The organism is Parvimonas oralis (genome assembly GCF_047608425.1).
Classification (GTDB): Bacteria; Bacillota; Clostridia; order Tissierellales; family Peptoniphilaceae; genus Parvimonas.
Window position 1 is genome coordinate 569887 of the sequence record NZ_JBLKRS010000001.1, and the last position, 24871, is coordinate 594757.

General features: G+C 27.6%; 22 protein-coding genes and 1 pseudogene. 1 reads left to right on the forward strand and 22 read right to left on the reverse strand.

Going from position 1 to position 24871, the window contains the following annotated elements; genetic code table 11:
- Positions 1–36: 36 nt before the first annotated feature.
- Positions 37–1083, reverse strand: coding sequence for an ABC transporter substrate-binding protein (locus ACMX2D_RS02780; protein WP_414972618.1), 1047 nt, complete (start codon positions 1081–1083; stop codon positions 37–39).
- A 433-nt stretch (positions 1084–1516) separates the two neighbouring features.
- Here ACMX2D_RS02780 and ACMX2D_RS02785 point away from each other — a divergent pair.
- Positions 1517–2890 (forward strand): annotated as a pseudogene (locus ACMX2D_RS02785) (MATE family efflux transporter).
- 107 nt (positions 2891–2997) lie between these two features.
- On the opposite strand, the gene tsf reads toward ACMX2D_RS02785, so the two are convergent.
- The 21 genes from tsf to ACMX2D_RS02890 all read right to left on the reverse strand — a co-directional run bounded on the left by tsf (position 2998) and on the right by ACMX2D_RS02890 (position 24829).
- Positions 2998–4068: a translation elongation factor Ts gene (tsf, locus tag ACMX2D_RS02790; RefSeq protein WP_414972619.1), complete on the reverse strand. Its 1071-nt coding sequence runs from the start codon at positions 4066–4068 to the stop codon at positions 2998–3000.
- A 92-nt stretch (positions 4069–4160) separates the two neighbouring features.
- Positions 4161–4925: a 30S ribosomal protein S2 gene (gene rpsB / locus ACMX2D_RS02795; RefSeq protein WP_009448745.1), complete on the reverse strand. Its 765-nt coding sequence runs from the start codon at positions 4923–4925 to the stop codon at positions 4161–4163.
- A gap of 196 nt (positions 4926–5121) precedes the next feature.
- Positions 5122–5400, reverse strand: coding sequence for an HU family DNA-binding protein (locus ACMX2D_RS02800; protein WP_004833235.1), 279 nt, complete (start codon positions 5398–5400; stop codon positions 5122–5124).
- 118 nt (positions 5401–5518) lie between these two features.
- Positions 5519–6505: a peptidylprolyl isomerase gene (locus ACMX2D_RS02805; RefSeq protein WP_414972620.1), complete on the reverse strand. Its 987-nt coding sequence runs from the start codon at positions 6503–6505 to the stop codon at positions 5519–5521.
- 74 nt (positions 6506–6579) lie between these two features.
- Complete coding sequence (mfd, locus tag ACMX2D_RS02810) at positions 6580–10086, reverse strand: transcription-repair coupling factor (RefSeq protein WP_414972621.1); 3507 nt, start codon at positions 10084–10086, stop codon at positions 6580–6582.
- Between the two features lie 36 nt (positions 10087–10122).
- Positions 10123–10710 carry an aminoacyl-tRNA hydrolase gene (pth, locus tag ACMX2D_RS02815; RefSeq protein WP_414970648.1) on the reverse strand — a complete coding sequence of 196 codons (588 nt, stop codon included), beginning with the start codon at positions 10708–10710 and terminating at the stop codon, positions 10123–10125.
- Positions 10700–11662, reverse strand: coding sequence for a ribose-phosphate diphosphokinase (locus ACMX2D_RS02820; RefSeq protein WP_009448643.1), 963 nt, complete (start codon positions 11660–11662; stop codon positions 10700–10702). Before ACMX2D_RS02820 ends, pth begins: the two co-directional genes overlap by 11 nt.
- A gap of 16 nt (positions 11663–11678) precedes the next feature.
- Positions 11679–13064, reverse strand: a complete 1386-nt coding sequence (glmU, locus tag ACMX2D_RS02825) for a bifunctional UDP-N-acetylglucosamine diphosphorylase/glucosamine-1-phosphate N-acetyltransferase GlmU (RefSeq protein WP_414972622.1) — start codon at positions 13062–13064, stop codon at positions 11679–11681.
- A 535-nt stretch (positions 13065–13599) separates the two neighbouring features.
- Positions 13600–14175, reverse strand: coding sequence for an MptD family putative ECF transporter S component (locus ACMX2D_RS02830; protein ID WP_414972623.1), 576 nt, complete (start codon positions 14173–14175; stop codon positions 13600–13602).
- Positions 14165–15592: an ABC transporter ATP-binding protein gene (locus ACMX2D_RS02835; RefSeq protein WP_052400376.1), complete on the reverse strand. Its 1428-nt coding sequence runs from the start codon at positions 15590–15592 to the stop codon at positions 14165–14167. Before ACMX2D_RS02835 ends, ACMX2D_RS02830 begins: the two co-directional genes overlap by 11 nt.
- Complete coding sequence (locus ACMX2D_RS02840; RefSeq protein WP_029949149.1) at positions 15570–16262, reverse strand: energy-coupling factor transporter transmembrane component T; 693 nt, start codon at positions 16260–16262, stop codon at positions 15570–15572. Before ACMX2D_RS02840 ends, ACMX2D_RS02835 begins: the two co-directional genes overlap by 23 nt.
- A gap of 192 nt (positions 16263–16454) precedes the next feature.
- The gene (locus ACMX2D_RS02845) at positions 16455–18173 is read right to left on the reverse strand and encodes an ABC transporter ATP-binding protein (RefSeq protein WP_205420692.1); all 1719 of its coding nucleotides are present in this window, start codon (positions 18171–18173) and stop codon (positions 16455–16457) included.
- Positions 18173–19909, reverse strand: coding sequence for an ABC transporter ATP-binding protein (locus tag ACMX2D_RS02850; RefSeq protein ID WP_414972624.1), 1737 nt, complete (start codon positions 19907–19909; stop codon positions 18173–18175). The genes ACMX2D_RS02845 and ACMX2D_RS02850 overlap by 1 nt, the downstream gene beginning before the upstream one ends.
- A 218-nt stretch (positions 19910–20127) precedes the next feature.
- Positions 20128–20823, reverse strand: a complete 696-nt coding sequence (gene rplA, locus ACMX2D_RS02855; protein WP_414970643.1) for a 50S ribosomal protein L1 — start codon at positions 20821–20823, stop codon at positions 20128–20130.
- 44 nt (positions 20824–20867) lie between these two features.
- Positions 20868–21293, reverse strand: coding sequence for a 50S ribosomal protein L11 (gene rplK, locus ACMX2D_RS02860; RefSeq protein WP_414970642.1), 426 nt, complete (start codon positions 21291–21293; stop codon positions 20868–20870).
- A gap of 102 nt (positions 21294–21395) precedes the next feature.
- Positions 21396–21935 (reverse strand): transcription termination/antitermination protein NusG, encoded by a 540-nt coding sequence (gene nusG / locus ACMX2D_RS02865; protein WP_009448700.1) that lies wholly within the window; start codon positions 21933–21935, stop codon positions 21396–21398.
- 33 nt (positions 21936–21968) lie between these two features.
- Positions 21969–22175: a preprotein translocase subunit SecE gene (gene secE, locus ACMX2D_RS02870; RefSeq protein ID WP_009449147.1), complete on the reverse strand. Its 207-nt coding sequence runs from the start codon at positions 22173–22175 to the stop codon at positions 21969–21971.
- A 22-nt stretch (positions 22176–22197) separates the two neighbouring features.
- Positions 22198–22347, reverse strand: a complete 150-nt coding sequence (rpmG, locus tag ACMX2D_RS02875; protein WP_009372623.1) for a 50S ribosomal protein L33 — start codon at positions 22345–22347, stop codon at positions 22198–22200.
- 159 nt (positions 22348–22506) lie between these two features.
- A complete protein-coding gene (udp, locus tag ACMX2D_RS02880; protein WP_009448994.1) occupies positions 22507–23286 on the reverse strand; it encodes a uridine phosphorylase in 780 nt (259 codons plus the stop codon).
- Complete coding sequence (gene rsmI / locus ACMX2D_RS02885) at positions 23287–24126, reverse strand: 16S rRNA (cytidine(1402)-2'-O)-methyltransferase (RefSeq protein WP_414972626.1); 840 nt, start codon at positions 24124–24126, stop codon at positions 23287–23289. It abuts the gene before it with no gap.
- Entirely contained in the window at positions 24110–24829 is a 720-nt protein-coding gene (locus ACMX2D_RS02890) for a tRNA1(Val) (adenine(37)-N6)-methyltransferase (protein ID WP_414972627.1), read from the reverse strand. Before ACMX2D_RS02890 ends, rsmI begins: the two co-directional genes overlap by 17 nt.
- Positions 24830–24871 lie beyond the last annotated feature (42 nt).

Below are 24871 nucleotides of genomic sequence, written 5' to 3' on the forward strand. Positions count from 1 at the left end.
TCCTTATACTAATAAGATGTAAAGTATATTAGAATCTTATTTTCCTTGTGTTAACTCTGCCCATCTCTTAAGAATAGCATCTCTTTGTTTACCAAAACTTTCAATATCTTCTTTAATAAATTTATCCTTTGGTAAACCAAGTTCATATCCTTTAGTTCCATCAATAACCATTTGTCCACCATCTTTACCATCAAGCTCAGCAATCATTTGTTGAATTTCAGGTCTCAAAATAAAGTCTTCAAAAGCTTTTGCAACTTCAAGATTTGGACTGTTTTTAAATATTGCAACTCCTTCAGGAACCCAGCATAAACCATCTTCAGGATAAATTGCTGTTAAATTATTTTTTTCAGCAACATCAAATGATGATTTATCAATTGGAATTATACCAATTCCAAATTCTCCGGCAACAGTTTTTTCTTGAGGATCTTTTCCTCTTTTTCCATAAAACTTAACATTATCATTTAATTTTTTGAAATAATCCCATGCTTTTTCTTCGCCATATAGGTCAATGAGTCCTTTTACATTAGCAAAACTTGTTCCTGAAACTGCAGGGTTTGCCATTATTATTTCATCTTTATATTTAGGATCTACAATTTCAGCCCAAGTTTTTGGAACTGTAAGTCCTTTTTCTTGTAAAATTTTATTATTTACTAAAAATCCAACAACTGTAACTCCCTTTGAAATCCAATATCCTTCATTATCCTTAAAGCCTTCTTTAATCTTATCAAATCCTTCAGGTTTATACATTTCTAAAAGCCCATCTGTTTTTGCTTTCATAAAAGCATCTATTCCACCACCGAACCATACGTCAGCACTTGGTTTTCCACCTTCAGCTTTTATCTTAGCAATAACTTGCCCACTTGACATTGAAAGAAATTCAACTTTAGCTTTTGTTTCTTCTGAAAACTTATCAAAAAGTTTTTTATACTTTTCAGATGTCGCAACTACATTTAATGTTTTTCCTTCAAAGTTCTTAGTAGTTTCTACTTTTGTTTGTTCTTTTTTATCTTCTGGTTTTTTAGCTTGACAACCAACTAATACTAATCCAGCAAGCATTAAAGATAAAATTCTTGATTTTTTCATATCTTCCTCCTAAATTTATAGTCACCATAATTTACAAAAATTATGGAATAAATAAATGCAACTTTATAACAAAGTATAAAGCTATATATATTATAGCATATATTTTAAATTTATCATAATTTTTTAACAATAAAATTTAAACTTATTATAATAAAAATAATACTACTTTTTAAAGATTATTCAGAAAGATATTAATTATGTAAAAAATTGTTTTAGATAACAAAACTTTATAAAATTATAAATTTTATCTATATTATATAATAATCATTGTTAAAATATAATATAACAATACTATTTAATTGATAATATTTTTAAAGCCTTTATTTATTAATATTTTTTTAATATTTATGTTTTAATTTAGTGTTTTTGTGGAATAAAATAAAAGTATGTATTTCATTACGGGAGGTGTTGTATGAAAAAAGAAAGAAGTGAAATGATTTTACATGGAAATATTTACAAAATTATTGCAATTATATCTATCCCAATTATTTTAAATAATTTTATTCAGCAATTATACTCTCTTGCAGATGCATTTTGGCTTGGAAAATTAGGAACTGCTGAATTTGCTTCAACAAGTTTTACTTGGCCTGTTATATTTTTATTTAATTCAATTGGTATCGGTCTTTCAATAGCTGCAATATCATTAATTTCATAATTATTGGGAAGAAAAGATTTTTTACACGCACAAAAATATGCAGATACTTTGATAAATATTTCTTTATTATTCTCAATCGTATTTATGTTATTGGGATATTTTAGTGCTAATTTAATAGTAAATCTTATGGGTGCTAGTGGAGATCTTGCAAAATACAGTATAATATATTTAAAATATAGCTATTTTGGAATTCCATTTATATTTTTATATTATATATATTCATCAATTTTATCCGCTCAAGGAAAAAATACCATTCCTACTATGATTAGTACAGTCTGTGTTATATTAAATATGATTTTAAATCCATTTTTTATTTTTGATGTAATTCCATTTACTTCTCTTACAGGACTTGGTCTTGGAGTAAAAGGTGCAGCTTTAGCAACTGTATTAACACAAGGAATTATGTGTTTAGTTGGTTTACTTCACTTAAGAATAAATAAAGATTTAATAAAATTAAATTTAAATAGCTTAGTTTACATAAAATGGGAAAAATCAATTTTAAAAAGAATCTACAGAATTACATTACCTTCAGTAATTGGACAAGTTGGTTCAGCTATAGGTTTCATGATAATGAACTCATTTATTCAAAGCTATGGAACTGAAACTGTAGCTGCTTATGGAATGGTTAATAGAATTAGTGGATTACTAAATATTCCACCTGGTGGAGTTGGTACTGCCATAACTTCAATAATTGGACAAAATATTGGAAATAATAATATAAAAAGAGTAAAAGAAACATTTAAAAAAGCATCCATCATAATAATTATAATGTCATTGATTATTGCATTTATAAGCTTTATATTTAGATATGAAATATTGTCATTCTTTATAAGTGCCCCAAAAGATTCAGTTCTTATGGTTCAAGCAAATAGCTATATGTTCTATACATTAATAACACTTGTAATGCTAAATATGTTTTTCGTATATCAAGGACTTTTCCAAGGTTCAGGAAACAGCAAATATTCAATGGCAATTGATATGATAAGACTTTGGATAATAAGACTTCCTTTAATACTTTTCTTCAAGTATTTAACAGGATATGGAGCAACCGGAATTTGGCTTGCAATGGCAATTTCTAATGTTTTGGTTAGCATAATTGCTCATTTTATATATTTAAAAGGTGGATGGCAACAAGGCTCATTCTACAGATAAAAAAATTAGGTTGGAAAATTTCCAACCTAATTTTTTTATCATAATTTTTATTAAAATTTCTAAATTACAAAAAAGACAGCGATTAATCACTGTCTTAAAAAATATTTTTATAATCCCATTTGTTTTGCAACTTCTTCAGCAAAGTTTTCTTCTTTCTTTTCTAATCCTTCGCCTACTTCGAATCTAGTGTATTCTACTATTTCAATATTTCCACCTAATTCTTTTGCTTTATCATTAACAGCTTCTAAAACTGTTTTACTATCATCTAATACATATTGTTGACTGAATAAAGCATATTGTTGATCAATCAAAGTATTATCTTGAATAAATCTTTCGATTTGTCCAGGTAAAATTTTATCCCAAATTTTTTCAGGTTTTCCTTGTTTCTTCAATTCTTCTTTTAATAATTCTTCTTCAGCTCTTAAAACTTCATCAGTTATTTGAGACATTGAAGCAAACTTCGGAATTCTCTTTAATTGTTTTCCAAGTCTAACTAATTCTTCATTTTCTTTTTCAATTGAACCTTTAAGAGCTAGATATTCTTTTTCAACAAATTCTGAATCTAAATCTTTATAACTTAAAAATTGTGGTTTCATTGCTGAAATATGCATACAAATGTTTTGTAATAAATCTTTTGCGCCTGCTTTTGTAGCTTCACTATCACATTTAGCTTTAAGGATAACACCTACTTTTTTATTAAAGTGAACATATCCACAAACTATACTATTTTCACAGCATGCTTTAGCAAATGCTAATCTTCTAACAACAATATTTTCTCCAATTGAAGAAATTTGTAATTTTAAAAATTCTTCAAAATTAGTTCCATCAATATTTGATGCATTTAATTCTTCTATATTTTTTAATTCATTATCAAATACATGTTCAGTAACTTTTTTAGTTAATGCTACAAAGTTTTCGTTTTTAGCAACGAAATCTGTTTGTGAATTTACTTCTGTAAGAGCAGCTTTAGTATTATTTTCATCAATAACTAAAGTAATTAAACCTTCAGCAGCAACTTTGCTAGCTTTTTTAGCAGCTTTAGCTAACCCTTTTTCTCTTAAAAATTCAATAGCCTTTTCCATATCTCCATTAACTTCTTGTAATGCCTTTTTACATTCCATCATTCCGGCACCGGTAGTTTCTCTTAACTCTTTTACCAATTTTGCAGTAATTTCCATAAAACCCTCCTATAATATATAATCTATAAAAAACAAGGTAAGGATAAATATTAAAAATTTGAATCCTTACCCCTTTAAATTCCACTTTCTAATTATTCAGCTACTTCTTCAGAAACTTCTTCTACTTCTACTGTAACTTCTTCAACTACAACTTCTTCTGCTTCAACTTGTTCTCCTTGTTTAGCTTCAACAATAGCATTAGCAATTGTACCTGTTAATAATTTTACAGCTCTAATAGCATCGTCATTTCCTGGAATAGCTATATCAACTTCATCTGGATCACAGTTAGTATCAACAACTCCTATAACAGGAATACCTAATATTTTTGCTTCATTTACAGCAATTTTTTCGTTCTTTGGATCTATAACGAAAAGAACATCTGGAAGTTTTTCCATTTCTTTAATTCCGCCTAAGAATTTTTCTAACTTTTCAGCTTCTCTTCTTAATTTAATTACTTCTTTCTTAGGTAATCTTTGGAAAGTTCCATCTTCTTCCATAAGTTCTAATTTCTTTAATCTTTCAATTCTCTTTCTTATAGTCTTATAGTTAGTTAACATTCCACCTAACCATCTATGACTAACATAGAATTGTCCACTTCTTTTTGCTTCTGTTTCAACAGCTTCTTGAGCTTGTTTTTTAGTTCCAACAAAAAGAACTCTTCCACCATCAGCAACAATTTCTCTTACGAAATCATATGCTTGTTCAATTTGTTTTACAGTTTTTTGCAAATCTATAATATAGATTCCATTTCTTTCTGTAAAAATAAATCTTGACATTTTTGGATTCCATCTTCTAGTTTGATGTCCAAAATGTACCCCTGCTTCTAATAAATTTTTCATCAAAATTACTTGTGACATTTTCTTACCTCCTGTTTTTTAGCCACCCATATTCATCAACTTGACAAGAACCTCTTTAGGCAACACTTGTTCAATCCGAATATGTGATTTTTCACCAAGATATTATAACATATTATATATTATTTTTCAATACATATATATATTTTTTTACAAAAAAATCAGACTCAAGGTCTGATTTTTTCATTCATCATCAAAATTATTTATTTACAATTTCTTTAAGTGATTTTCCAGCTTTGAATACTGGTGCTTTTGATGCTGGAATTTTAATAACTTCTTTAGGGTTTCTTGGGTTTCTTCCACTTCTTGCTTTTCTTTCTCTAGCTTCGAAAGTTCCAAATCCAACTAATTGAACTTTTTCCCCTTTAACTAATGTTTCTTCAACAGTTTGAATAAAAGCGTTTAATGCTCTTTCAGCATCAACTTTTGTAATTTTTCCTTTTTCAGCCATACTAGCTAATAATTCAGATTTGTTCATTAAAATTTCCTCCTAAATACACTATTATATTTAATAATTGCCTATAAAAATGGTATCTTAACCATTGTGCAATATTATTATATATTAATTTTCAAAAAATATCAAGCAATTTAGCCGATTATTTGAAATTTTTTATTGGTAAATAGCTAACTTCTTTTTGAATCTTTTCAAATTCAGTCTTAAATTTTTCTGACATGATAGTTTTTTTCAATCCTTGCTTAATACGTGACTTACTTTCATCAGAAAATTTATCATATTCTTCAACTATTTCATTTAATTTTATTATATGGTATCCAAATTTACTCTTAACAGGTTCACTAATTTCTCCAACTTTCAATTTAGCTGCAGCATCATAAAATTCTTGTACCATAACTCCCTTAGTGAAAGTTCCCAAAAGACCTTTATTTTTCTTAGCAGATGGATCTTTTGAAACTTCAACGGCTACATCTTCAAATTTTTCTCCGGCTTCTAAACGGCTCTTAACTTTTTTAGCATCTTCTTCATTTTCAACTAAAATATGACTTGCATTAATTTGTGGACCGTCAAAGTTACTTCCCTTATATTTTTCCATAATTTCTTCATCAGTTGGTTCGAAATTTTCAGAAAACCAAGTTTGGAATTTTGTAGAATATAGATTATCTTCAATCTTATATTTTAATTCATCTTCAGTAAGTTTAGCCTTTTCAAGTTGTTCATTAAACTTGTCGCCTAATTGCTCTTTAACTTTATTAAAATTATCTTCAATTTCTTCTTTTGTTACAGTTACTTTAGCAATTTCTTCTTCAGATTTTCCCTCATCTTTATATTCTTTTTCTAATTTAGCAAATTTTTGTTTAACAACTTCAATATTAGAGAACATTTCTAAGATGTTTTGTTTTAGATTTAAAGAAGCTTTTTTGCCCTCATCAGTTGATTCATCATATTTTGCCTTTTGCTCATCTGTATAAGATGCAATTACTCTGTCATATTCTTTTTGAATTTGTTCCTCAGTAATATACTTATCCCCAATTTTTACCATAGCTCCTCTTGGCGCTTTAGCACAAGCAGTAAAAAGCATAGCTGAAAGTACTATTACACTTGCAAATTTTATTAATCTATTTTTCATACTTCTCTCCTTTTTGACTAATATTTTAATCTTTTGATATTATACATCATTTTTTTAATAATGTCAAAGTTTTTTTAACAATTTTGCTTTAAAAATAGCAAATTTTCAACAAAATCAATACTTTCTTCTAATTTTTTCTTATCATAATTATAAATCAATTCAGCATCTTCATTAAAATTAAACTCTATTTTTCTAAATAATGAATCAGAAATTCTGCCGATTAACTCTAAAATACCTCTATCTGTCTGTCCAAACTTAAATACAACTGATTTTTCTCTCTCAATTATTTTAATAAAATTCAACTCTGTAGAAATACTTTTCAAATATGACACATTCATAACATTTAATACTGTTTTTGGAACATCTCCAAATCTGTCAGTTAACTCAGCATAGATTTCATTAAAATCTTCTTTCGATGTTATTCCTGCAATTTTTCTATACATATCGATTTTTTGATTACTGTCTCCTATATAATTTGAAGGAATATATGCATCAACTGAAAGTTCTATTGTTGTTTGATTTTTAATTTGTAATTTTTCTCCCTTAACAGTTTTTATACTTTCTTCAAGCATTCTTACATACATTTCATAACCAATTGTTTCTATATGTCCGGATTGACATTCACCCAAGATATTTCCTGCCCCTCTAAGTTCTAAATCTCTCATAGCTATTTTAAAACCTGAACCAAATTCAGAAAAATCTCTTATAGCCATAAGTCTTTTTTCTGAAATTTCAGTTAAAACTTTATCCTTTTCATAAGTGAAATATGCATAAGCTCTTCTAGTTGATCGTCCTATTCTTCCCTTTAACTGATAAAGTTGAGATAATCCCATTTTATCAGCATCATATATAATCATAGTATTACAATTTTTTATATCCATACCTGTTTCAATAATTGTAGTACATAATAATATATCATATTCTCCTTCTTGAAAATCATACATAATATTTTCTAACTCTTTGTTGGATAATTTACTATGTGCCATTGCAATTCTTGCATCAGGAACAAGCTTTGACAATTCAACATACATCTTATCCATATCTTTAATTCTATTATATACAAAATAGACTTGTCCACCCCTATCTATTTCTTTATAAATAGCTTCACGAATTACAGAATCATTATATTCTAAAACAAATGTAGCGATTGTTACTCTTTCCTCAGGTGCATCATCTAAAATACTCATATCCCTAATTCCAACTAAACTCATTTGCATAGTTCTTGGAATAGGTGTTGCAGATAGTGATAAGACATCAATATTTTCTTTAATTTTTTTTAATGATTCTTTATGTTTAACACCAAATCTTTGTTCTTCATCTATTATTAGAAGTCCTAAATCTTTAAATTCTAAATTCTTTGATAATAATTTATGTGTACCTATTAGTAAATTCACTTTCCCGTTTTTTACATTTTTTAAAATTTCTTTTTGTTTTATAGGACTTCTAAATCTGCTGAGCATTTCTATTTCAACAGGAAAATCTCCAATTCTTTCAATGGCAGTATTATAATGCTGTTGAGCAAGTATTGTAGTAGGAACTAAAAATGCAACCTGTTTATCATCCATCATAGCTTTAAAAGCTGCTCTTAAAGCTACTTCAGTCTTGCCGTAACCTACATCTCCACAAAGCAATCTATCCATAGGTTTAAATTGCTCCATATCTCTCTTGATTTCATTAATTGCCCTAAGCTGTGAATATGTTTCTTCATAAATAAAACTGTCTTCAAATTCTTTTTGCCATGTTGTATCTTCTGAAAATGCAAATCCTCTTATTTTATCCCTTTTCGCATATAGTTGAACTAAATCTATTGCAATTTCATCTAAAACTTTTTTAGCACGAGTTTTTGTTTTAACCCAATCATTAGAGCCCAATCTATTTAATTTTGGTCTATATCCGTCTTTTCCGATATATTTTTGAATTAAATTCATTTGATCTGTCGGAATATATAATTTATCATTTCCTTTATATAAAATTAAGATGTGATCCTTTACAATACCATCAACTTCTATCTGTTGAATTCCTCTATATTCTCCAATTCCATGATTTTCATGAACAACAAAATCTCCGACATTTAAGTCAGTGTAATCTAGTAAGGTATCTTTACTTTTCTTTTTTACTTTTTTAGAAGTCTTTTTTACAGTACCATAAATTTCTTTATGTGTTAAAAAAAGAACTTTTTGAATAGGATATTCAAATCCAGATTCTAAATTTAATGTAGAAATCCCTAAAATAGAGCTTTTTAATTCAAATTCTAATCCTTGAAATATATTTGAATTTATATTCTCAGCAAATAAAATTTCCTTTAGGTTATTCGCTTTTTCAAATGAACCGGCAAAAATTACAATTTTATATCCTCTCTGCAATTTATATTTCAAACTCTGAAATAGCATATCAAATTTTCTATTGAATATTTCAGACTCAATAGTTTTTAAATTTACTATACTTTTAGGATTTATTATTTTTGTTCTTTTCAAAAGTTGTGTAAAATTTATTACGCTAAATTCTTTAATTCTTCTTAAGATATTTTCAAAAGGAATTAAAATATCCTTATGAGAATCTAAAATCTCTGCGTTTTCAATAGAAAAAAGTACATTTTCATGAAATAAATTTTCTATTTCCAAATTTCTGTCATAAATTTTTAAAATATCTTCTGTGCAAACTATAGAATCTTGATCCAAATAATCTAAAAGTGTCGAATAACTACCTTTTCTTATATAAGGTGAAATTAAATCCATATTTGAAATATGATAATTTTCCTTTAAATCATTATAAATTTGATAAAATTTTTCTGTTGCTTTTTCAATATCTTTTCCAAATAATTTTAACTTTTGTAACTTCTCAATATCTTTATTCAAACCGTTTAAAATATTTTCAACATCTGCTTTTGATAATACCATTTCTTTTGCAGGTATTATTTCTACCTTCTGCAACTTTTCAACTGATCTTTGACTGTTTATGTCAAAAACACGTATAGAATCAACATCATCTCCAAATAACTCTATTCTTATTGGATTTTTAAAATTTACAGGAAATATATCAAAAATAGATCCTCTTATTGAAAATTGTCCCTTTGCTTCAACAAAATCAACTCTATCATAATGCATTTTAATTAAATTTTCTGTTAATTCTTTAAGATTTACTTCCGAATTTTCGTTAATGTAAATATAATGTGATTTAAAAAAATTTGGTGTACTTATCTTCTTTGACAAAGCACCTGCAGTTGTAATTATTATGAATTTTTCTTTAGAAATAAGTCTATTCATTATCTCTATTCTAATATTTTCAAGATTTGTTTCTAAACTATTTATATTGTGAAATCTTATCTCAAAATTAGGATAAACTACAACTTTATCCCCTACTAAATTTTTTAATTCATCACAAAGTTCGTTAGCTCTATTATCATTTTCGACCAATAAAACTAAATTTTTATTTGGCAAATCGTTGAAAATAGAATACACTAAATGGAACAAACTCTCTTTTATAAGTCCATTACAATAAATAGGAACATTATTTGATTTTAAATTTGAAATCATATCCAAGTATGATTCATTATTCTTTAAAAAATCAATTAAAAAATTCATAAATAACCCCTTGTTCACAAAAAATATAGAGGAATATTATTCCTCTATACACATTCCATTAAATTTACACATTGCTTTGTCAACATCACTTTTTATTATTTCCTCAACTGCATCTGCGGAAATTTCTAATACTTTTTTCAAAATTTTCTCCTCTGAAGATGAAAATTTACTTAAAACAAAATCTTTTAAATCCATATAATCCGGACATTTTCCAACACTTACCCTTATTCTAGGAAAATTTTCTGTTTCCAAATGATAAATTATTGATCTTAAGCCATTATGTGTCCCAGCACTTCCCTTTTTTTTAATTCTAACAGTACCAAAGGGAATATCTATATCGTCTAATATAACTATAATATTTTCCGGCTTTATTTTGAAATAATTTACTGCATCTATAACTGCTTCTCCGGACAAATTCATATAAGTAAGTGGTTTTAAAAAAATACATTTTTTACCAAACATATTTATTTGACCGAAAAAAGATTTAAATTTTTCTTTATTCATATTGATACTATACTTTTCAGCTAATATATCAACAACTCCATAGCCTACATTATGTCTGGTTCCAACATAATTTTTGCCTGGGTTTCCAAGACCAACTATTAAATATACATTATCTTCCATCAAATAGCATACTCACCGGTCTGTTGTTATTTATTCTATCAATAGCCTTTGCAAAATATTGTGCAACCGATACAACTTCAATTTTTCCGCCTAAATTCTTTTCTTGAGGAATAGTATCTGTTACAACACATTTTTCAACTTTTGAATTAGCAATATTTTCAATTGCTTTCCCCGAAAATACTCCATGACTTGCAGTAATATAAACTTTCTTTGCTCCCTTTGCTATTAATGCATTTGCAGCATTTGTAATAGTTCCTGCAGTATCTATAATATCATCAACTATTATACAAGTTTTTCCTTCAATATCGCCTATAACATTCATTACTTCTGAAACATTTGGACGTGGTCTTCTCTTTTCCAAAATTGCTATAGGTAAATCTAAATAATTAGAGAAATTTCTAGCTCTTGTAACTCCACCTAAATCAGGAGAAACTACAACCATATCATTTTTATCTTCATCTTTTAATTCATCCTTGAAGAAATCTGCTAGTGGTTTAATAGCAGAAAGATGATCTACAGGAATATCAAAATATCCTTGAATTTGTCCCGCATGTAAATCCATAGTTATAACTCTATCAGCACCTGATTTTTCAATCAAATTAGCAACCAACTTTGCAGTTATCGGTTCTCTGGCTTTTGTCTTTCTGTCTTGTCTTGCATATCCATAATAAGGGATAACAACATTAATTCTTCCTGCTGAAGCTCTTTTAAAAGCATCAACCATAATTAACACTTCCATAAGATTGTCATTAGTAGGATTGCAAGTAGGTTGAATAATATAAACATCATAACCTCTTACAGTCTCTTCAACTGAAAGATTAATTTCACCATCACTAAATTTCCCGATATTTATTTCCCCCAATGGCATATCAAGACATTTACAAATATCTTCTGCAAACTTTCTATTTGCAGTTCCTGAAAAAATTTTCATAGGTCCAGTATAAGCTAACATAATTCCTCCTAAAATACTACTTTTTTATTTTTAAATTCTTTTTATAAACCCAATTTTCTTTTTCAAAAGTTTCACTACGTCCGATTATTAATGAGCCTTCATTTTCTATATCTGAAACAACAGTTGTACCGGCAGCAATAAAAGTATCATTTGCAATTTTTACCGGAGAAACTATATTAGAATTACTACCTACAAAACAGCCATCTCCGATTTCAGAAATGTGTTTATTTTTCCCATCGTAATTTACTAAAATAGAACCACAACCCATATTTACATCTTTACCAACAATCGCATCTCCAATATAGGATAAATGACCAGCTTTAGTATTTTCTCCAACTGTTGAATTTTTAACTTCAACAAAATTTCCTATATGAACTTCATTTTTTAAAATACTCTTTGGTCTAAGATGAGCAAAAGGTCCCATAGTTACAGAATCTCCAACAGTACTATCCTCTATGTAAGAACTTCTAATTACAACATCATTTCCTATAACAGAATTTTCTATAAAAGAATCTCCTGTTATATATACATTTTCTCCTATGCTGGTATTTCCAAAAATTCTGGCACCACTTCCAATAAATGTATCTATTCCTATACTTATTCCCTTTTCAATAACAGTATTTTCTGGATTTTCCATTACTACACCATTTTTCATATATTCTGAATTTATCCTATAACGCATGATTTTTTCAGCTTCAAATAGTTGAAGTTTAGAATTTATACCATAAATTTCTTCAATGTCATCAAGTTTATACGTTGAAACAAGCTCTCCATCTTGAACTAAAACTTTAATTGCATCTGTAAGATATAACTCATTTTGAACATTATTTTGATCTATCTTTGTTATTGAATTTTTTAATGCTTTCCCATTAAAAACATAAATTCCTGAATTTATTTCTTTAACTCTCTTTTCTTCAATAGTAGCATCCTTATCTTCGACTATTTTTAAAAATTTACCATTATTGTCCTTTATAATATGACCATATCCTGTAGTATCATTGATAAATGCCGTAAGAACAGTTGCTTTTAAGTTCATAGCAATATGTTCTTCTAACAACTTTTGCAAAGTTTCCCCTTTTATTAAAGGAGTATCTCCACTTAAAATTAAAACACTATCGTCATCACGGATTTCATCTACAGCAAGTTGAACTGCATAACCTGTTCCATAAGGGTATTCTTTACCGATTTTTTGTTCCTTATATAATACCTTATCTCCAAATTTTTCTTCAACTTCAATTTTATTTTTTCCAACAATAATTATAGTTTTATCACTACCTGCATCACAACTAGCATCATAAACATAATCAATCAAAGTTCGATTAACAATTTTATGTAAAACCTTTGATTTCTTACTTTTCATTCTAGTTCCTTCACCTGCGGCTAATATGATTGTAATATTCATACTCTAACTCCTAACTATATAAAATCTATATCACAAATTATAATATGCAATTAAATAAGTATCTTTATTTATAATTAATATATCATATTTCACTTTTTTAGACATTTTCTTATTGTAAAATATGATGAAATTTTATTTTTAATTCTTTTCAGAATTATAAATAAAATTATAGTTTATCACAAGGCATAAAACTTTTAAATTATATCGTAATTCCTTTTTGATTATTTTTTTGGTAATTACGATGAAATTAATATAGTTTTATCACAAGGCATAAAACTTTTAATTATATCGTAATTCTCTTTTGATTATCTTTTTATGGTAATTACGATGAAATTAATATAGTTTTATCACAAGGCATAAAACTTTTAAATTATATCGTAATTCCTTTTTGGTTATTTTTTTTGGTAATTACGATGAAATTAATATAGTTTTATCACAAGGCATAAAACTATATTAATTATAACACATATACTTAAAAAAAACAAAAGAGATATACGCAAAATATATCTCTTAAAATCTTTATTTTTCCAAATTTTTAAATTTTTTTAAAATGTTTTTTCAAAATTTTATTTCCGATTACAACTCCAAGTCCACCCAGTATAAATACAATCAAAAGGTTAATTAATCCATATGTTCCAGTTGAAAATTTTATCATCTCATTTATAGCACTCTCTGTAACTCCATTTTTTCCTACCCAAGTTTTCTTAAACGATTCTAAGAAGAAATTTACCGGTATTATTTGTCCACATTCACTTCCTACTTGAATCAATCCAAAAGCTATAAATTGAGCAATTTTATTTTGATAACCCATATATGAAAGTATAACTTCTCCTATAATAAAGGAAACCGTATATGAAATAATCCACGGAAGGTAAAATCCTGCGCCAGCCATTGCAATCAAATAAACACCTGAAAACAGCAAAAAACTCCCCTTTTTCCCAACTTTATTACACATAAATACAAAAACTGCACCTGCAAATAATCCTGCAATTCCCGGACTTATACAATGAGCATATGGCCCCAATGGGAATAATGCAAATGTTACAATCATTGAAACAACTAAATTTAACGCTCCTAAAATAGCAACTAAAACTAAATCTTTAATTTTCATTTTCTTTTCCTCCTTTTATTTTTTGAAAAATATTAGTTAGTTGATTTTTTTCTTTTAAAATAAAGTCTTCTGTGATTTTTCCATTTTCAAGAAATATCACTCTATCTACAACTCTCGACAACAATTCATAGTCATGAGAAATTAATATTATTGCTTTATCTTTTGCTAATTTTTTTATAATATCAGAAATAATAGTCATATTGTTAAAATCTAAACCGCTAGTCGGCTCATCTAAAATTAAAATATCAGAATCACTTTTTGCACAAATTCCCATAAGCAATCTTTGTTTTTCTCCCCCGGAAAGCGAAAATGGATGACAATTTCTTTTTTCATATAGATTAATAACTTTTAATATTTCCAAAACTTCATCATCAGTCAAGTCTTTCTTTGATAAGAAAAATTCTGAAAACACGCTTTCTGAAAATAATTGGTAATCTACATCCTGCATCAAGACAAATGGTAAACTTTTACTTGAAATTTTTCCTGAAGTTTTGTTATATATTCCAGAAATCAACTTAGAAATTGTAGATTTTCCAACGCCGTTTTTTCCTACAAGTCCAACTATTTCACCTCTATAAACATCAAAAGAAATATCTTTTATAATATCTTTAAATTTAAGATTTCTTATTTCTAATATTTTCTCTTCTCTGCTACATTTATTAATCATCGTTAATTCTCTATCAAATGGATTTAAACTTCTCAGATCTTCTGCACTATAATTTAAAGCATCTTTTCTATCTAAATTTACAATAAGTTTCCCTTTATTTATATGAATTAACCTATCAAAAATTTCTTTTAAATAAAAAATTCTATGTTCAACAACGACAATGGTATATCCATTTTTCTTTAATTTTAGAAAAATTTCTTTCAACAGCTCAATTCCTAAGTAATCCAAATTTGCAGAAGGCTCATCAAATATTAAAGTTTTTGCATCTAATATTGAAACGCATGCAATAGAGATTTTTTGCTTTTCGCCACCAGAAATTTCTAAAACATTTTTATTTAAAATATTTGAAATACAGAAGAAATTCGAAATATTTTCTATTTTTTTTACAATTTCTTTAACTTCATATCCCAAATTTTCCAAAGTAAATGCCAATTCAGAAGTGGTATTATCAGTAAAAAATTGTCCTCTCGGATTTTGAGAAACCGAACCTATTATTTTGCACAGCTCATAATTCTCACAATCCTTCGTATTTTTATCATCAATAAAAATATTTCCTAAAAGTTCACCGTCATAAATATGTGGAATTAGTCCATTTATACATTTGTATATCGTAGATTTACCGGAACCGGAAGCTCCTGTTATTAACACCAACTCTCCTTTATTTATTTCAAAACTTATATCTTCTAAGGCTTTTTTATCAGAATCTTCATAAGTAAAACTTACATTTTCAAATTTTATCAATAAATCCACCTCCCCAAGAAGCAACTAGTAAAATCAACATAACAATAAGAATAAAATCTACCATATCAAACTTTTTATAGTATATTGAATTCATATTATCAGTGCACATCGCACATCTTGTATATGCTGACTCCGTCATTTCATTTGCAATATTCGATGCTCTAAAAAGAGTCGGTACAATATAATATTCAAATCGTTTAATAGGTTTAGTAAATGAAACATCTATTCCTCTAAGTTTTAAAGCATTTTTTATAATTCTTTTTTCTGCAAAATAAATAGGAATAAATTTTAAAGTAATTGTACATGCAAATCTGATTTTTTTACCAAATCCCAATTTTCCTAAAACATAAATCAATTCACTTGTTCTTATATCTAAAACAATAAAACTCGCTATCATGTATGTTGGACACATCTTTACATTTGAATAACTGATAAAACCTATGAAGGAGAAAAATGAATCATCAGGCAACTTTATATAAAAAACTATATACAAACAAATAAGATAAAAAATTAGAAATTTTATAAATCTTTTAGTTTTTCCACTATAAATTAAAATTAAAGAACAAATACAAAAATAAATCATATCTAATTTGAAATTATTCCACACTAAAATCAACGTTCCAAAAATCAAATTCATAAAAATTAAGACAAATAAATTTATTCTACGTTGCTCTATCAAATAAATTCCCCCAATCGATTAAAAATTAATAAGAACCCAACCCTTCCTCGATGCTTTGCATCGGGTGGGTACCCGGGAACCTTGTTGTTTCACAATAACAACCCCACCCTTCCTCGATGCTTTGCATCGGGTGGGTACCCGGAAACCTTGTTGTTTCACAATATAAAGCGCTGTAAAAACAGCGCTCATATATTAATAACTATAATTTTCAGCTAAACTAGAATTTTTAACCATAGTATTATAAACTTTAGATTTTTCTAAAAGTTCATTGTGATTTCCTTGAGATTCTATTTTCCCATTTTCCATTACTATTATTTTATTTGCATTTTCTATAGACTTCATCCTATGTGAAATTACTAATACAGTTTTATTTTTAATAAGTTTATTTAAACTTTCTTGTATTTTCATTTCATTTTCGACATCAAGACTTGCACTAATTTCGTCAAGTAAAATTATTGGAGCATTCTTTAAAAATGCACGTGCAATCGAAATTCTCTGTCTTTCTCCTCCTGATAACTTACTTCCATTTTCTCCGATTAAGGTATTATATTTCTCAGGTAATTTTTCAATAAATTCTTCACAATTAGCAAGTCTTGCAGCTTCTTTAACTTGTTCATCAGTTGCATTTTTATTTCCAAATCTGATATTTTCTAAAATTGAAGTATTAAACAATGTAACTTCTTGAAAAACTATTGAAATATTTTCAAAAAGACTCTCTGTTTCAATACCCTTTATATCATTTCCATCTATAATTATCTTTCCGCTATCATAGTCATACAATCTTGACATCAATCTCAGAACTGTTGTTTTTCCACAACCTGAAGGTCCAACTAATGCGGTAACTTCACCTTGTTTTGCAACAAATGAAATATCATTAATTACTTTATTTTCTCCATATCCGAACTCAACATTTTTGAATTCTATATCAAAATTATGAAGTTCCTTAGCTTCTCCAGTTTGGATTTTGGTGCTTTTTAATTCTCTAATTCTTTGTAAATTTCCATCCAAATACATAAGTTCCGCAAAATTTGAAAGCATTCCATTTACAGCGTCAATAATCTTTGAAGCACACATTATATAACCTATTAGATAAAGAATAGACGCCTCACCCTTTAAATATAAAGCCGTTCCAAATAAAATCGTAGCTCCTAAAGTTAAATTTTGTATATTTGTTGAAATACTCAATGGAAGCACCATTTTCCCTTCAGCCTTTATATGAATTTTTTCTGAATAGTCAATATCATCATATATTTTTTTAGTAATTTTATCTACTTGTCCATAACTTTTTATCTCTTGTTGTAATTCAATAGATTCTTGGAAATCTTCTGAAATACCTCTCATAACATTATAATATTTTTTATTTCCGTTAACTTGTATTTTTTTTGTAATTAATATGAACCCAGTTGCCAAAATAATAGGAATTAAAATACAAAGAGCAAGTTTGAAATTATAAATTAATAACATTATTACTATTAATATTAAATAAAATATAAGTCCTATAGCCTTTGGAATAGCATGACTTATTGCATGTTCAATAACTGAAACATCTTTCATAATTGTTTGAGACAAATCTGAAACATCATGCTTTGAAAAAAATGAAAGCGGTAATTTTCTTAAAATCTCTGCTATTTCTATTCTAATATTTGCACTTTCTTTATATGTTTCGTTATATAAACAGTCATATTCTATTGACATAAGAATATACATCACAACTAGCATAATCAATATTCCTATTACAAAGAAGGTAATACTATTTTCCTTTCCTTCGATAACATTTTGAACAAAAAACATAAGTAAAATCATAGGAATCATTAAACTACAATATGAAAAGAATGATGCTATTGATGCCTTTACGATTCCGGCAGTTCCCTTGTCAGTTAGTTGAAACATTCTTTTAAGCATTTTCATAATTACATCCTCCATTCATTAGCTTGAGAGAATAAATCTTGTAAAAATTTATATCTTCCACCAATTTCCATAAGCTCTTTATCTGTTCCTCTTTCAATAATTTTCCCATTATCAACAACCAATATTTCATCAACATTTCTAATTGAACTCAATCTATGCGCAATCATAATTACAGTCTTATTATTCATTAAATTTGAAAATGCTAATTGTATCTCATGTTCATTTTCCGGATCAGATGCTGCTGAAGCCTCATCTAAAATTATAATCTTAGCATCTTTTAAAATTGCTCTGGCTATTGCAATTCTCTGAATTTCTCCACCTGAAAGATGAACTCCCTTTGATCCTATTACAGTATTTTCTCGAGTTTCAAATTTATCTAAAATATCTCCACATCTTGCTAATTTTAAAGCATTCATAACTTCTTCATAACTAGCATTTTCATTTCCAATCTTTACATTTTCAAAAATTGTCGTCTTAAAAAGTTTTGAATTTTGAAAAACAAACGAGATATTATTCATAAGAGCTTCCCTTGAATAAGTAGAAATATTCTTTCCTCCAATTAAAATTTCTCCTTCATTAATATTATAAAAACCGGAAATTAATTTTGCGATTGTTGACTTACCACCACCTGATGAACCAACCAAAGCATAAGTTTTGTTTTCTTCAAGTCTAAAACTTAAATTTTCCAAAATATTAGCAGTATCATATTTAAAACTAACATTTCTAAATTCTATATCATAACCAGAAAACTCTTTATTATTTCCAAACTTAATATCATTTGCTTCCATTTCCGTAAAAAGATTTTCTAATTTTTCTACTGCTTGCGTTGCCATATATTGATGCATTCCAACATACATAATTCTCATAAGGCAACTAAACAAAGTTCCAATAAAACATGTGAAAAAAATTAATTTAATCATTATTACTACATTATTTTCTGTACCCTTTGAAAACATGATTGCAAATGGAATTACGAAAGCAGCTGCTCCAAGTAAAACAATTTGAAATATAACATAAGGCTGTTTACAGCTTTTACTATACTCATAAGCAGTTTTGGAGTAGTCAACGATAGAATCATAAAATGATTTAAAAGAAAATATTGAAGCTTTAAATATCTTTAAAACTTGCATACCCCTAACATATTCAACTACCTCACTATTAACTCTTTCAAGTGCTTTATTATATTGTTCCATAAACTTAATATCACCATACATAAGTTTAGTAAAAATAGCAGATAAAATAGTTAAAATAACGGTAGCAATTCCCAAATAGACATCTACAGAAAACATTATTACAAATAAAAGTATAGGCGTTACTATAGCAACAGTAATATCAGGAATTAAATGTGCAACTATCATATGAGTATCACTGGCGTTATCATCGATTATTTTTCTGATTCTCCCTGATTCATTGACATCAAAAAAAGAAAATGAAGCCTTCATTAAATGACTTATTCCTGCTTTTCTAAGATTTGTTTCCAATCTAAAAGCAAATAAATGAGTAAATCCTACTGAAATAAAATAAATCAAAGACTGTAAAAGCATTATTACAAAAATTGTAATTGCATAATTTTTAGCTTGAGTAAAATCTTTTTTCAATAAAAATTCATTCAAAAATTTATACAAATACCAATATGGTAAAATTGAAAGTGCTGATGAAATAACACTCATAAAAATTGCAATATAAACTAGATGCTTTTTATCAGGCACATATTTAAATAATTTTTTATAGATATTCATTAAATCCTCCTATTTTTTTTGATTTTCAAGTGATACTTGATAAAATTTTTTAAAACGACGTTTTCGTCGTTAAAAACATTATAGCACTTTTGATATTACTTTTCAATATATTTAATATTGATTTTTATTTTTATTTATAAAAAAAAATTATCTCACAAAAAGATAATCTTTAAACATTATAAGTAAAAAAGACACCTTTCGGTGTCTAAATTTATTAATTATTCTCCTAATTTAGTAGAAGCTAATTTAATTCCAGGTCCCATTGTTGTAGCAACAGAAACTGATCTTAAATATTTTCCTTTAGCTGCAGCCGGTTTAGCTTTTATAATAGCAGAAATTAAAGTTCTTAAATTTTCTTCTATTTTTTCAGCTCCGAAAGAAACTTTTCCTACAGGACAGTGAACGATATTAGCTTTATCAACTCTGTATTCAACCTTACCTGCTTTAATTTCTTTAACAGCATTAGCGATGTCAAATGTAACAGTTCCTGATTTAGGGTTTGGCATTAAACCTTTAGGTCCTAAAACTTTACCAATTCTACCAACAACACCCATCATGTCCGGAGTTGCAACTATTACATCAAAATCAAACCAGTTTTCAGTTTGAATTTTTTGAATGTAATCTTCTGCTCCAACATAATCAGCTCCGGCATCTTTAGCTTCTTGAACTTTGTTTTCTTTACATAAAACTAAAACTCTTAAAGTTTTACCAGTTCCGTGAGGTAATACTACAGTACCTCTAACTTGTTGATCAGCATGTCTTGAGTCAACACCCAACTTAACGTGTAATTCAACTGTTTCATCAAATTTTGCAGTTGAAGTTTTAACAGCTAATTCGCATGCTTCTTTTAAATCATATAAGTTTGTTTTATCAATTAATTTTAAACTTTCTAAATATTTTTTACCTTTTTTCATTTATATCCTCCTTGTGGTGTTCGCTTTTTTGCTCCCACTTAATATTACTCTTCTACAGTTACTCCCATGCTTCTAGCAGTACCTTTAACCATGCTTATAGCAGCTTCAATTGTTGCAGCATTTAAGTCAGGCATTTTTAATTCAGCAATTTCTCTAACTTGTTCTTTAGTTAAATTACCAACTTTTGACTTATTTGGTACTTTTGATCCTGATTCGATACCTAATTTTTTCTTAATTAACACCGGTACCGGTGGAGTCTTAGTAATGAATGTAAATGATCTATCTTGGTAAACAGTCAATACTACCGGAATAATTAAACCAGCTTGATCTGCTGTTCTTGCGTTAAATTCTTTTGTAAATTGCATTATGTTAACACCGTGAGGTCCAAGTGCAGTACCTACTGGTGGAGCAGGTGTTGCCTTTCCTGCTGGAATTTGTAATTTTACTAATGCTTGTACTTTTTTAGCCATTTTATAGTTCCTCCTTAAAAACTAATGTGGTTTTTCGGGTGCTAACCCCCTCCCACTCTCGTATATCTCTGTTTTGAATATTTTTTCAAATTATTTTCAAATTTAATTTTTTATTACGTCACTAAAATCTAATTCAGCAAGCGTATCTCTTCCAAATAAAGAAACGAAAGCTTTTAATTTACCATTTTCTTGAGATACTTCTATTACTTTAGCAGTTAAGTCTTTAAATGCTCCATCTATAATTGTAATAGAATCTCCTTCTTTAATATCCACATCATTATATGGTTTTGTTGAAACACCTAATGCTTCAACTTCTTTTTCTGATAAAGGTACAGGTTTATTTCCTGAGCCTACAAATCCGGTTACTCCTCTAGTATTTCTAACTAAATACCATGAAATATCCGTAATTATCATTTTAACTAAAACATATCCCGGAAATAATTGTTTTTCTTTAATTTTTCCAGTTTCTGTTTCTTCTTTAACCGTTGGAACAACAACTTCAAATATATCAATGTCATTTCCACGATTAACAACTAACTTTTCAATATTAGCCTTAACTTTGTTTTCGTGCCCTGAATATGTATGAACTACATACCATTTAGCTTCTTTTTCTTTAATATCCTTTAATTCTTCTGTTGTCATATAAGCGGACTAAAGTCCTTCCCTCCTTAATAATTAATGGATGATTAAACCTAACAATTTTTTTAATACATTATCCAATCCCCAAATCATAGTTGAACTGATTATAGAAATTGCAACTACTGCAAGGCTGTAATAAAAAACACTTTTTTTAGAAGGCCATATTATTTTTTTAAACTCATGACGTACACCACGCATAAAGCTGTTCTTCTTTTGTTTTTGATCAGTAGTTTTTGCCACCATACTACTCTCCTCCAATCTCTAACTATTTTGTTTCTCTGTGAAGAGTGTGTTTTTTACAAAACTTACAATACTTATTTAATTCAATTCTGTTAGTTGTAACTTTTTTGTTCTTTTTAGTATTGTAATTTCTATTCTTACATTCTGTACATGCCAACACAACTTTATCTCTCATAGAAACACCTCCTTGAAAGCTAAATTTGAACATAATTATACATTATATTACTCATAAAATAATAACATAAAGTAAAATGATTGTCAAGCAATTTAAAACATTTATTATAAACTTTATTATAAAAATATTATAATTTTTTTAATTAAAAATTTATGAATTCTATCTGTTCTCTCTATCTTTTTTAATAAGATTTCTAAGAGCAAGTATTGCTGTTTTTATCGCTCTATCTGTATCTTCTATTACATTATTAGAAAGATTTTGTTTAACTCTTTCTTGATTGTTTACAACCAAAAATATTGAACCTGCTCTAGTATTCAAATAACTTGATACTATAAATAGTGCTGCTGATTCCATTTCACTTGCCTTTGTATGAAGTCTTTTCCAAGCTTCCCATTTATTTAATAATTCATAGCTTACTGGTTTAGTTTCAGGTTGATGTTGCCCATAGAATGCATCTTTACATTGAACAACTCCAACATGATATTTTTGTTTTGTTTCAATACAAGCATTTGTAAGCTCATTTACGATATTAAAATCAGCAACAGCAGGAAATTCTATTGGTGCATATTCTTTTGAAGTTCCTTCCATTCTGATAGCTCCAGTCGCTACTACCAAATCTCCAGCTTCAACATCTAATTCAATTCCACCACAAGTACCAACTCTTATAAATGTATCTGCACCGATTTTATGCAATTCTTCAACAGCTATTGATGTACTTGCTCCACCAATTCCTGTACTTGTTACAGAAACTTTTTCTCCTTCTAAAAATCCTGTGTATGTTACATATTCTCTATTATCTGCAACTAAAACCGCATCATCAAAATATTTTGCGATTAATTTACATCTTTTTGGATCTCCTGGTAAAATTACATATCTTCCAACATCTCCCGCTTTCATATCAATATGATATTGTTTTTCTTTTAATAATTGTTGTGACATCTATTTTTCCTCCTCGTTTTCTAAATTCAATACTAATTCATACGCTTCATTTTTTGAAATATTAAAACTATTTTTTAACATTTTTACAATGTCCTTATTGCTATATCCATCATCTTTTAAATTTAATATCTCTTTTTTAATATCAACATCCTCTTTCTCTTCAGATATTTTTTCTATTATGAGGACTATCTCTCCTTTTACCCCTTTTTCAGAATAATATGAAATAATTTCTTCTAAACATCCTCTTTTATACTCTTCAAATAGCTTTGTTAATTCTCTACATACACAGACATTTATATTCCCAAATAGGGAATATAAAAATTTTAATGTTTTTAAAAGTCTATGTGGACTTTCATAGAATATTCCTGTAACATTCATATTTTTAAAACTTTGAAAATATTTTTTACGTTCTGAATCCGTTTTAGGAACAAATCCCATATATACAAAACTTGTCGCATCAAATCCGCTACCGCAAATTCCATTTATCAACGCACATGCTCCGGGTAAAATTTCATAAGATATATCTCTTTTTATAACTTCTTGTAAAATCACAAAACCGGGATCATTTATTATCGGCATTCCTGCATCTGAAATTACAGAAACTATTTTTCCGTCTTCTATATTATTTATTATTTCTTCAACTCTCTCGCTCTCATTAAATTTATGATATGATACTAATTTAGTATTTATATTATGAAATTTTAATAAGTTTAAGCTGTTTCTAGTATCTTCACAGTAAATTATATCACTTTTCGCTAAAACTTCCAATGCTCTAAGTGTAATATCTTTCATATTACCAATAGGTGTTGGAACAAAATAAATATTAGAAATTCTGTCCATAATATATCTCCTTAATTTTATCAGTATATTCTCCTTTTTTATTATAAATATAAATATTATCTTCAACCAATAAATTACTATTTCCGTTTTTAACTAGCTCAACCATAAACAGATGTGGCTTTTTATCTATATTTGTAGAGATAAATTGTATTCTTTTAGGCTCTAATCTAAATTTTCTCGATTCACTTAAAACATCAACCAAACGTTCCATACTGTAAATCAAAAAAACTTTTCCTGAAGATTTTAGTTTTTTATATGAAAAATCTAAAATATCTTCAAGTTTAAGTGCATATTCATATCTTGAAATCAAAAAATTCTCATCTTCATTTAATATTCCAGTATTCATTTTTTTATATGGAGGATTTGACACAATATAATCAACAGATGAATTTTCAAAATCGTTATAACATTCTTTTAAATCTTTATTTAAAAGTACAACATTATTCAATTTATTTTCAACAATACTATACTCAATAAGCTTTGCATTTTCATTTTGTATTTCTATAAGATATGCAGTTTTTAAATTATTTAGAAAATTAATTCTAAAACCTATTATTCCAGTTCCTGCTCCGATATCAATTAATATCTTATCTTTTTTAACTTTTGAAAAATAGGATAGCAAAATTGAATCAATGCTGAAAGAAAATTTATTCTTATTTGCAAATATAACACCTTTGGTGTTAGGAATATAGTGTTTGTCCATATAATAACCTCCGACCTATATATTTTACCATAAATACGCTTT

Bases quoted from the DNA above. Each gene is read 5' to 3' on its own strand.
- rpsB (WP_009448745.1), bottom strand. From the start codon at position 4,925: ATGTCACAAGTAATTTTGATGAAAAATTTATTAGAAGCAGGGGTACAT.
- rplK (WP_414970642.1), bottom strand. From the start codon at position 21,293: ATGGCTAAAAAAGTACAAGCATTAGTAAAATTACAAATTCCAGCAGGA.
- rsmI (WP_414972626.1), bottom strand. From the start codon at position 24,126: ATGGACAGAATTTCTAATATTTATTTTGTTCCAACACCTATTGGTAAT.
- secE (WP_009449147.1), bottom strand. From the start codon at position 22,175: ATGGTGGCAAAAACTACTGATCAAAAACAAAAGAAGAACAGCTTTATG.
- rpmG (WP_009372623.1), bottom strand. From the start codon at position 22,347: ATGAGAGATAAAGTTGTGTTGGCATGTACAGAATGTAAGAATAGAAAT.
- ACMX2D_RS02805 (WP_414972620.1), bottom strand. From the start codon at position 6,505: ATGAAAAATAGATTAATAAAATTTGCAAGTGTAATAGTACTTTCAGCT.
- tsf (WP_414972619.1), bottom strand. From the start codon at position 4,068: ATGGAAATTACTGCAAAATTGGTAAAAGAGTTAAGAGAAACTACCGGT.
- ACMX2D_RS02850 (WP_414972624.1), bottom strand. From the start codon at position 19,909: ATGAATATCTATAAAAAATTATTTAAATATGTGCCTGATAAAAAGCAT.
- rplA (WP_414970643.1), bottom strand. From the start codon at position 20,823: ATGAAAAAAGGTAAAAAATATTTAGAAAGTTTAAAATTAATTGATAAA.
- ACMX2D_RS02800 (WP_004833235.1), bottom strand. From the start codon at position 5,400: ATGAACAAATCTGAATTATTAGCTAGTATGGCTGAAAAAGGAAAAATT.
- pth (WP_414970648.1), bottom strand. From the start codon at position 10,710: ATGGAAGATAATGTATATTTAATAGTTGGTCTTGGAAACCCAGGCAAA.
- glmU (WP_414972622.1), bottom strand. From the start codon at position 13,064: ATGAATATTACAATCATATTAGCCGCAGGTGAAGGAACTAGAATGAAA.
- ACMX2D_RS02890 (WP_414972627.1), bottom strand. From the start codon at position 24,829: ATGGACAAACACTATATTCCTAACACCAAAGGTGTTATATTTGCAAAT.
- ACMX2D_RS02830 (WP_414972623.1), bottom strand. From the start codon at position 14,175: ATGAAAATTAAAGATTTAGTTTTAGTTGCTATTTTAGGAGCGTTAAAT.
- nusG (WP_009448700.1), bottom strand. From the start codon at position 21,935: ATGACAACAGAAGAATTAAAGGATATTAAAGAAAAAGAAGCTAAATGG.
- udp (WP_009448994.1), bottom strand. From the start codon at position 23,286: ATGTCACAACAATTATTAAAAGAAAAACAATATCATATTGATATGAAA.
- ACMX2D_RS02820 (WP_009448643.1), bottom strand. From the start codon at position 11,662: ATGTTAGCTTATACTGGACCTATGAAAATTTTTTCAGGAACTGCAAAT.
- mfd (WP_414972621.1), bottom strand. From the start codon at position 10,086: ATGAATTTTTTAATTGATTTTTTAAAGAATAATGAATCATACTTGGAT.
- ACMX2D_RS02780 (WP_414972618.1), bottom strand. From the start codon at position 1,083: ATGAAAAAATCAAGAATTTTATCTTTAATGCTTGCTGGATTAGTATTA.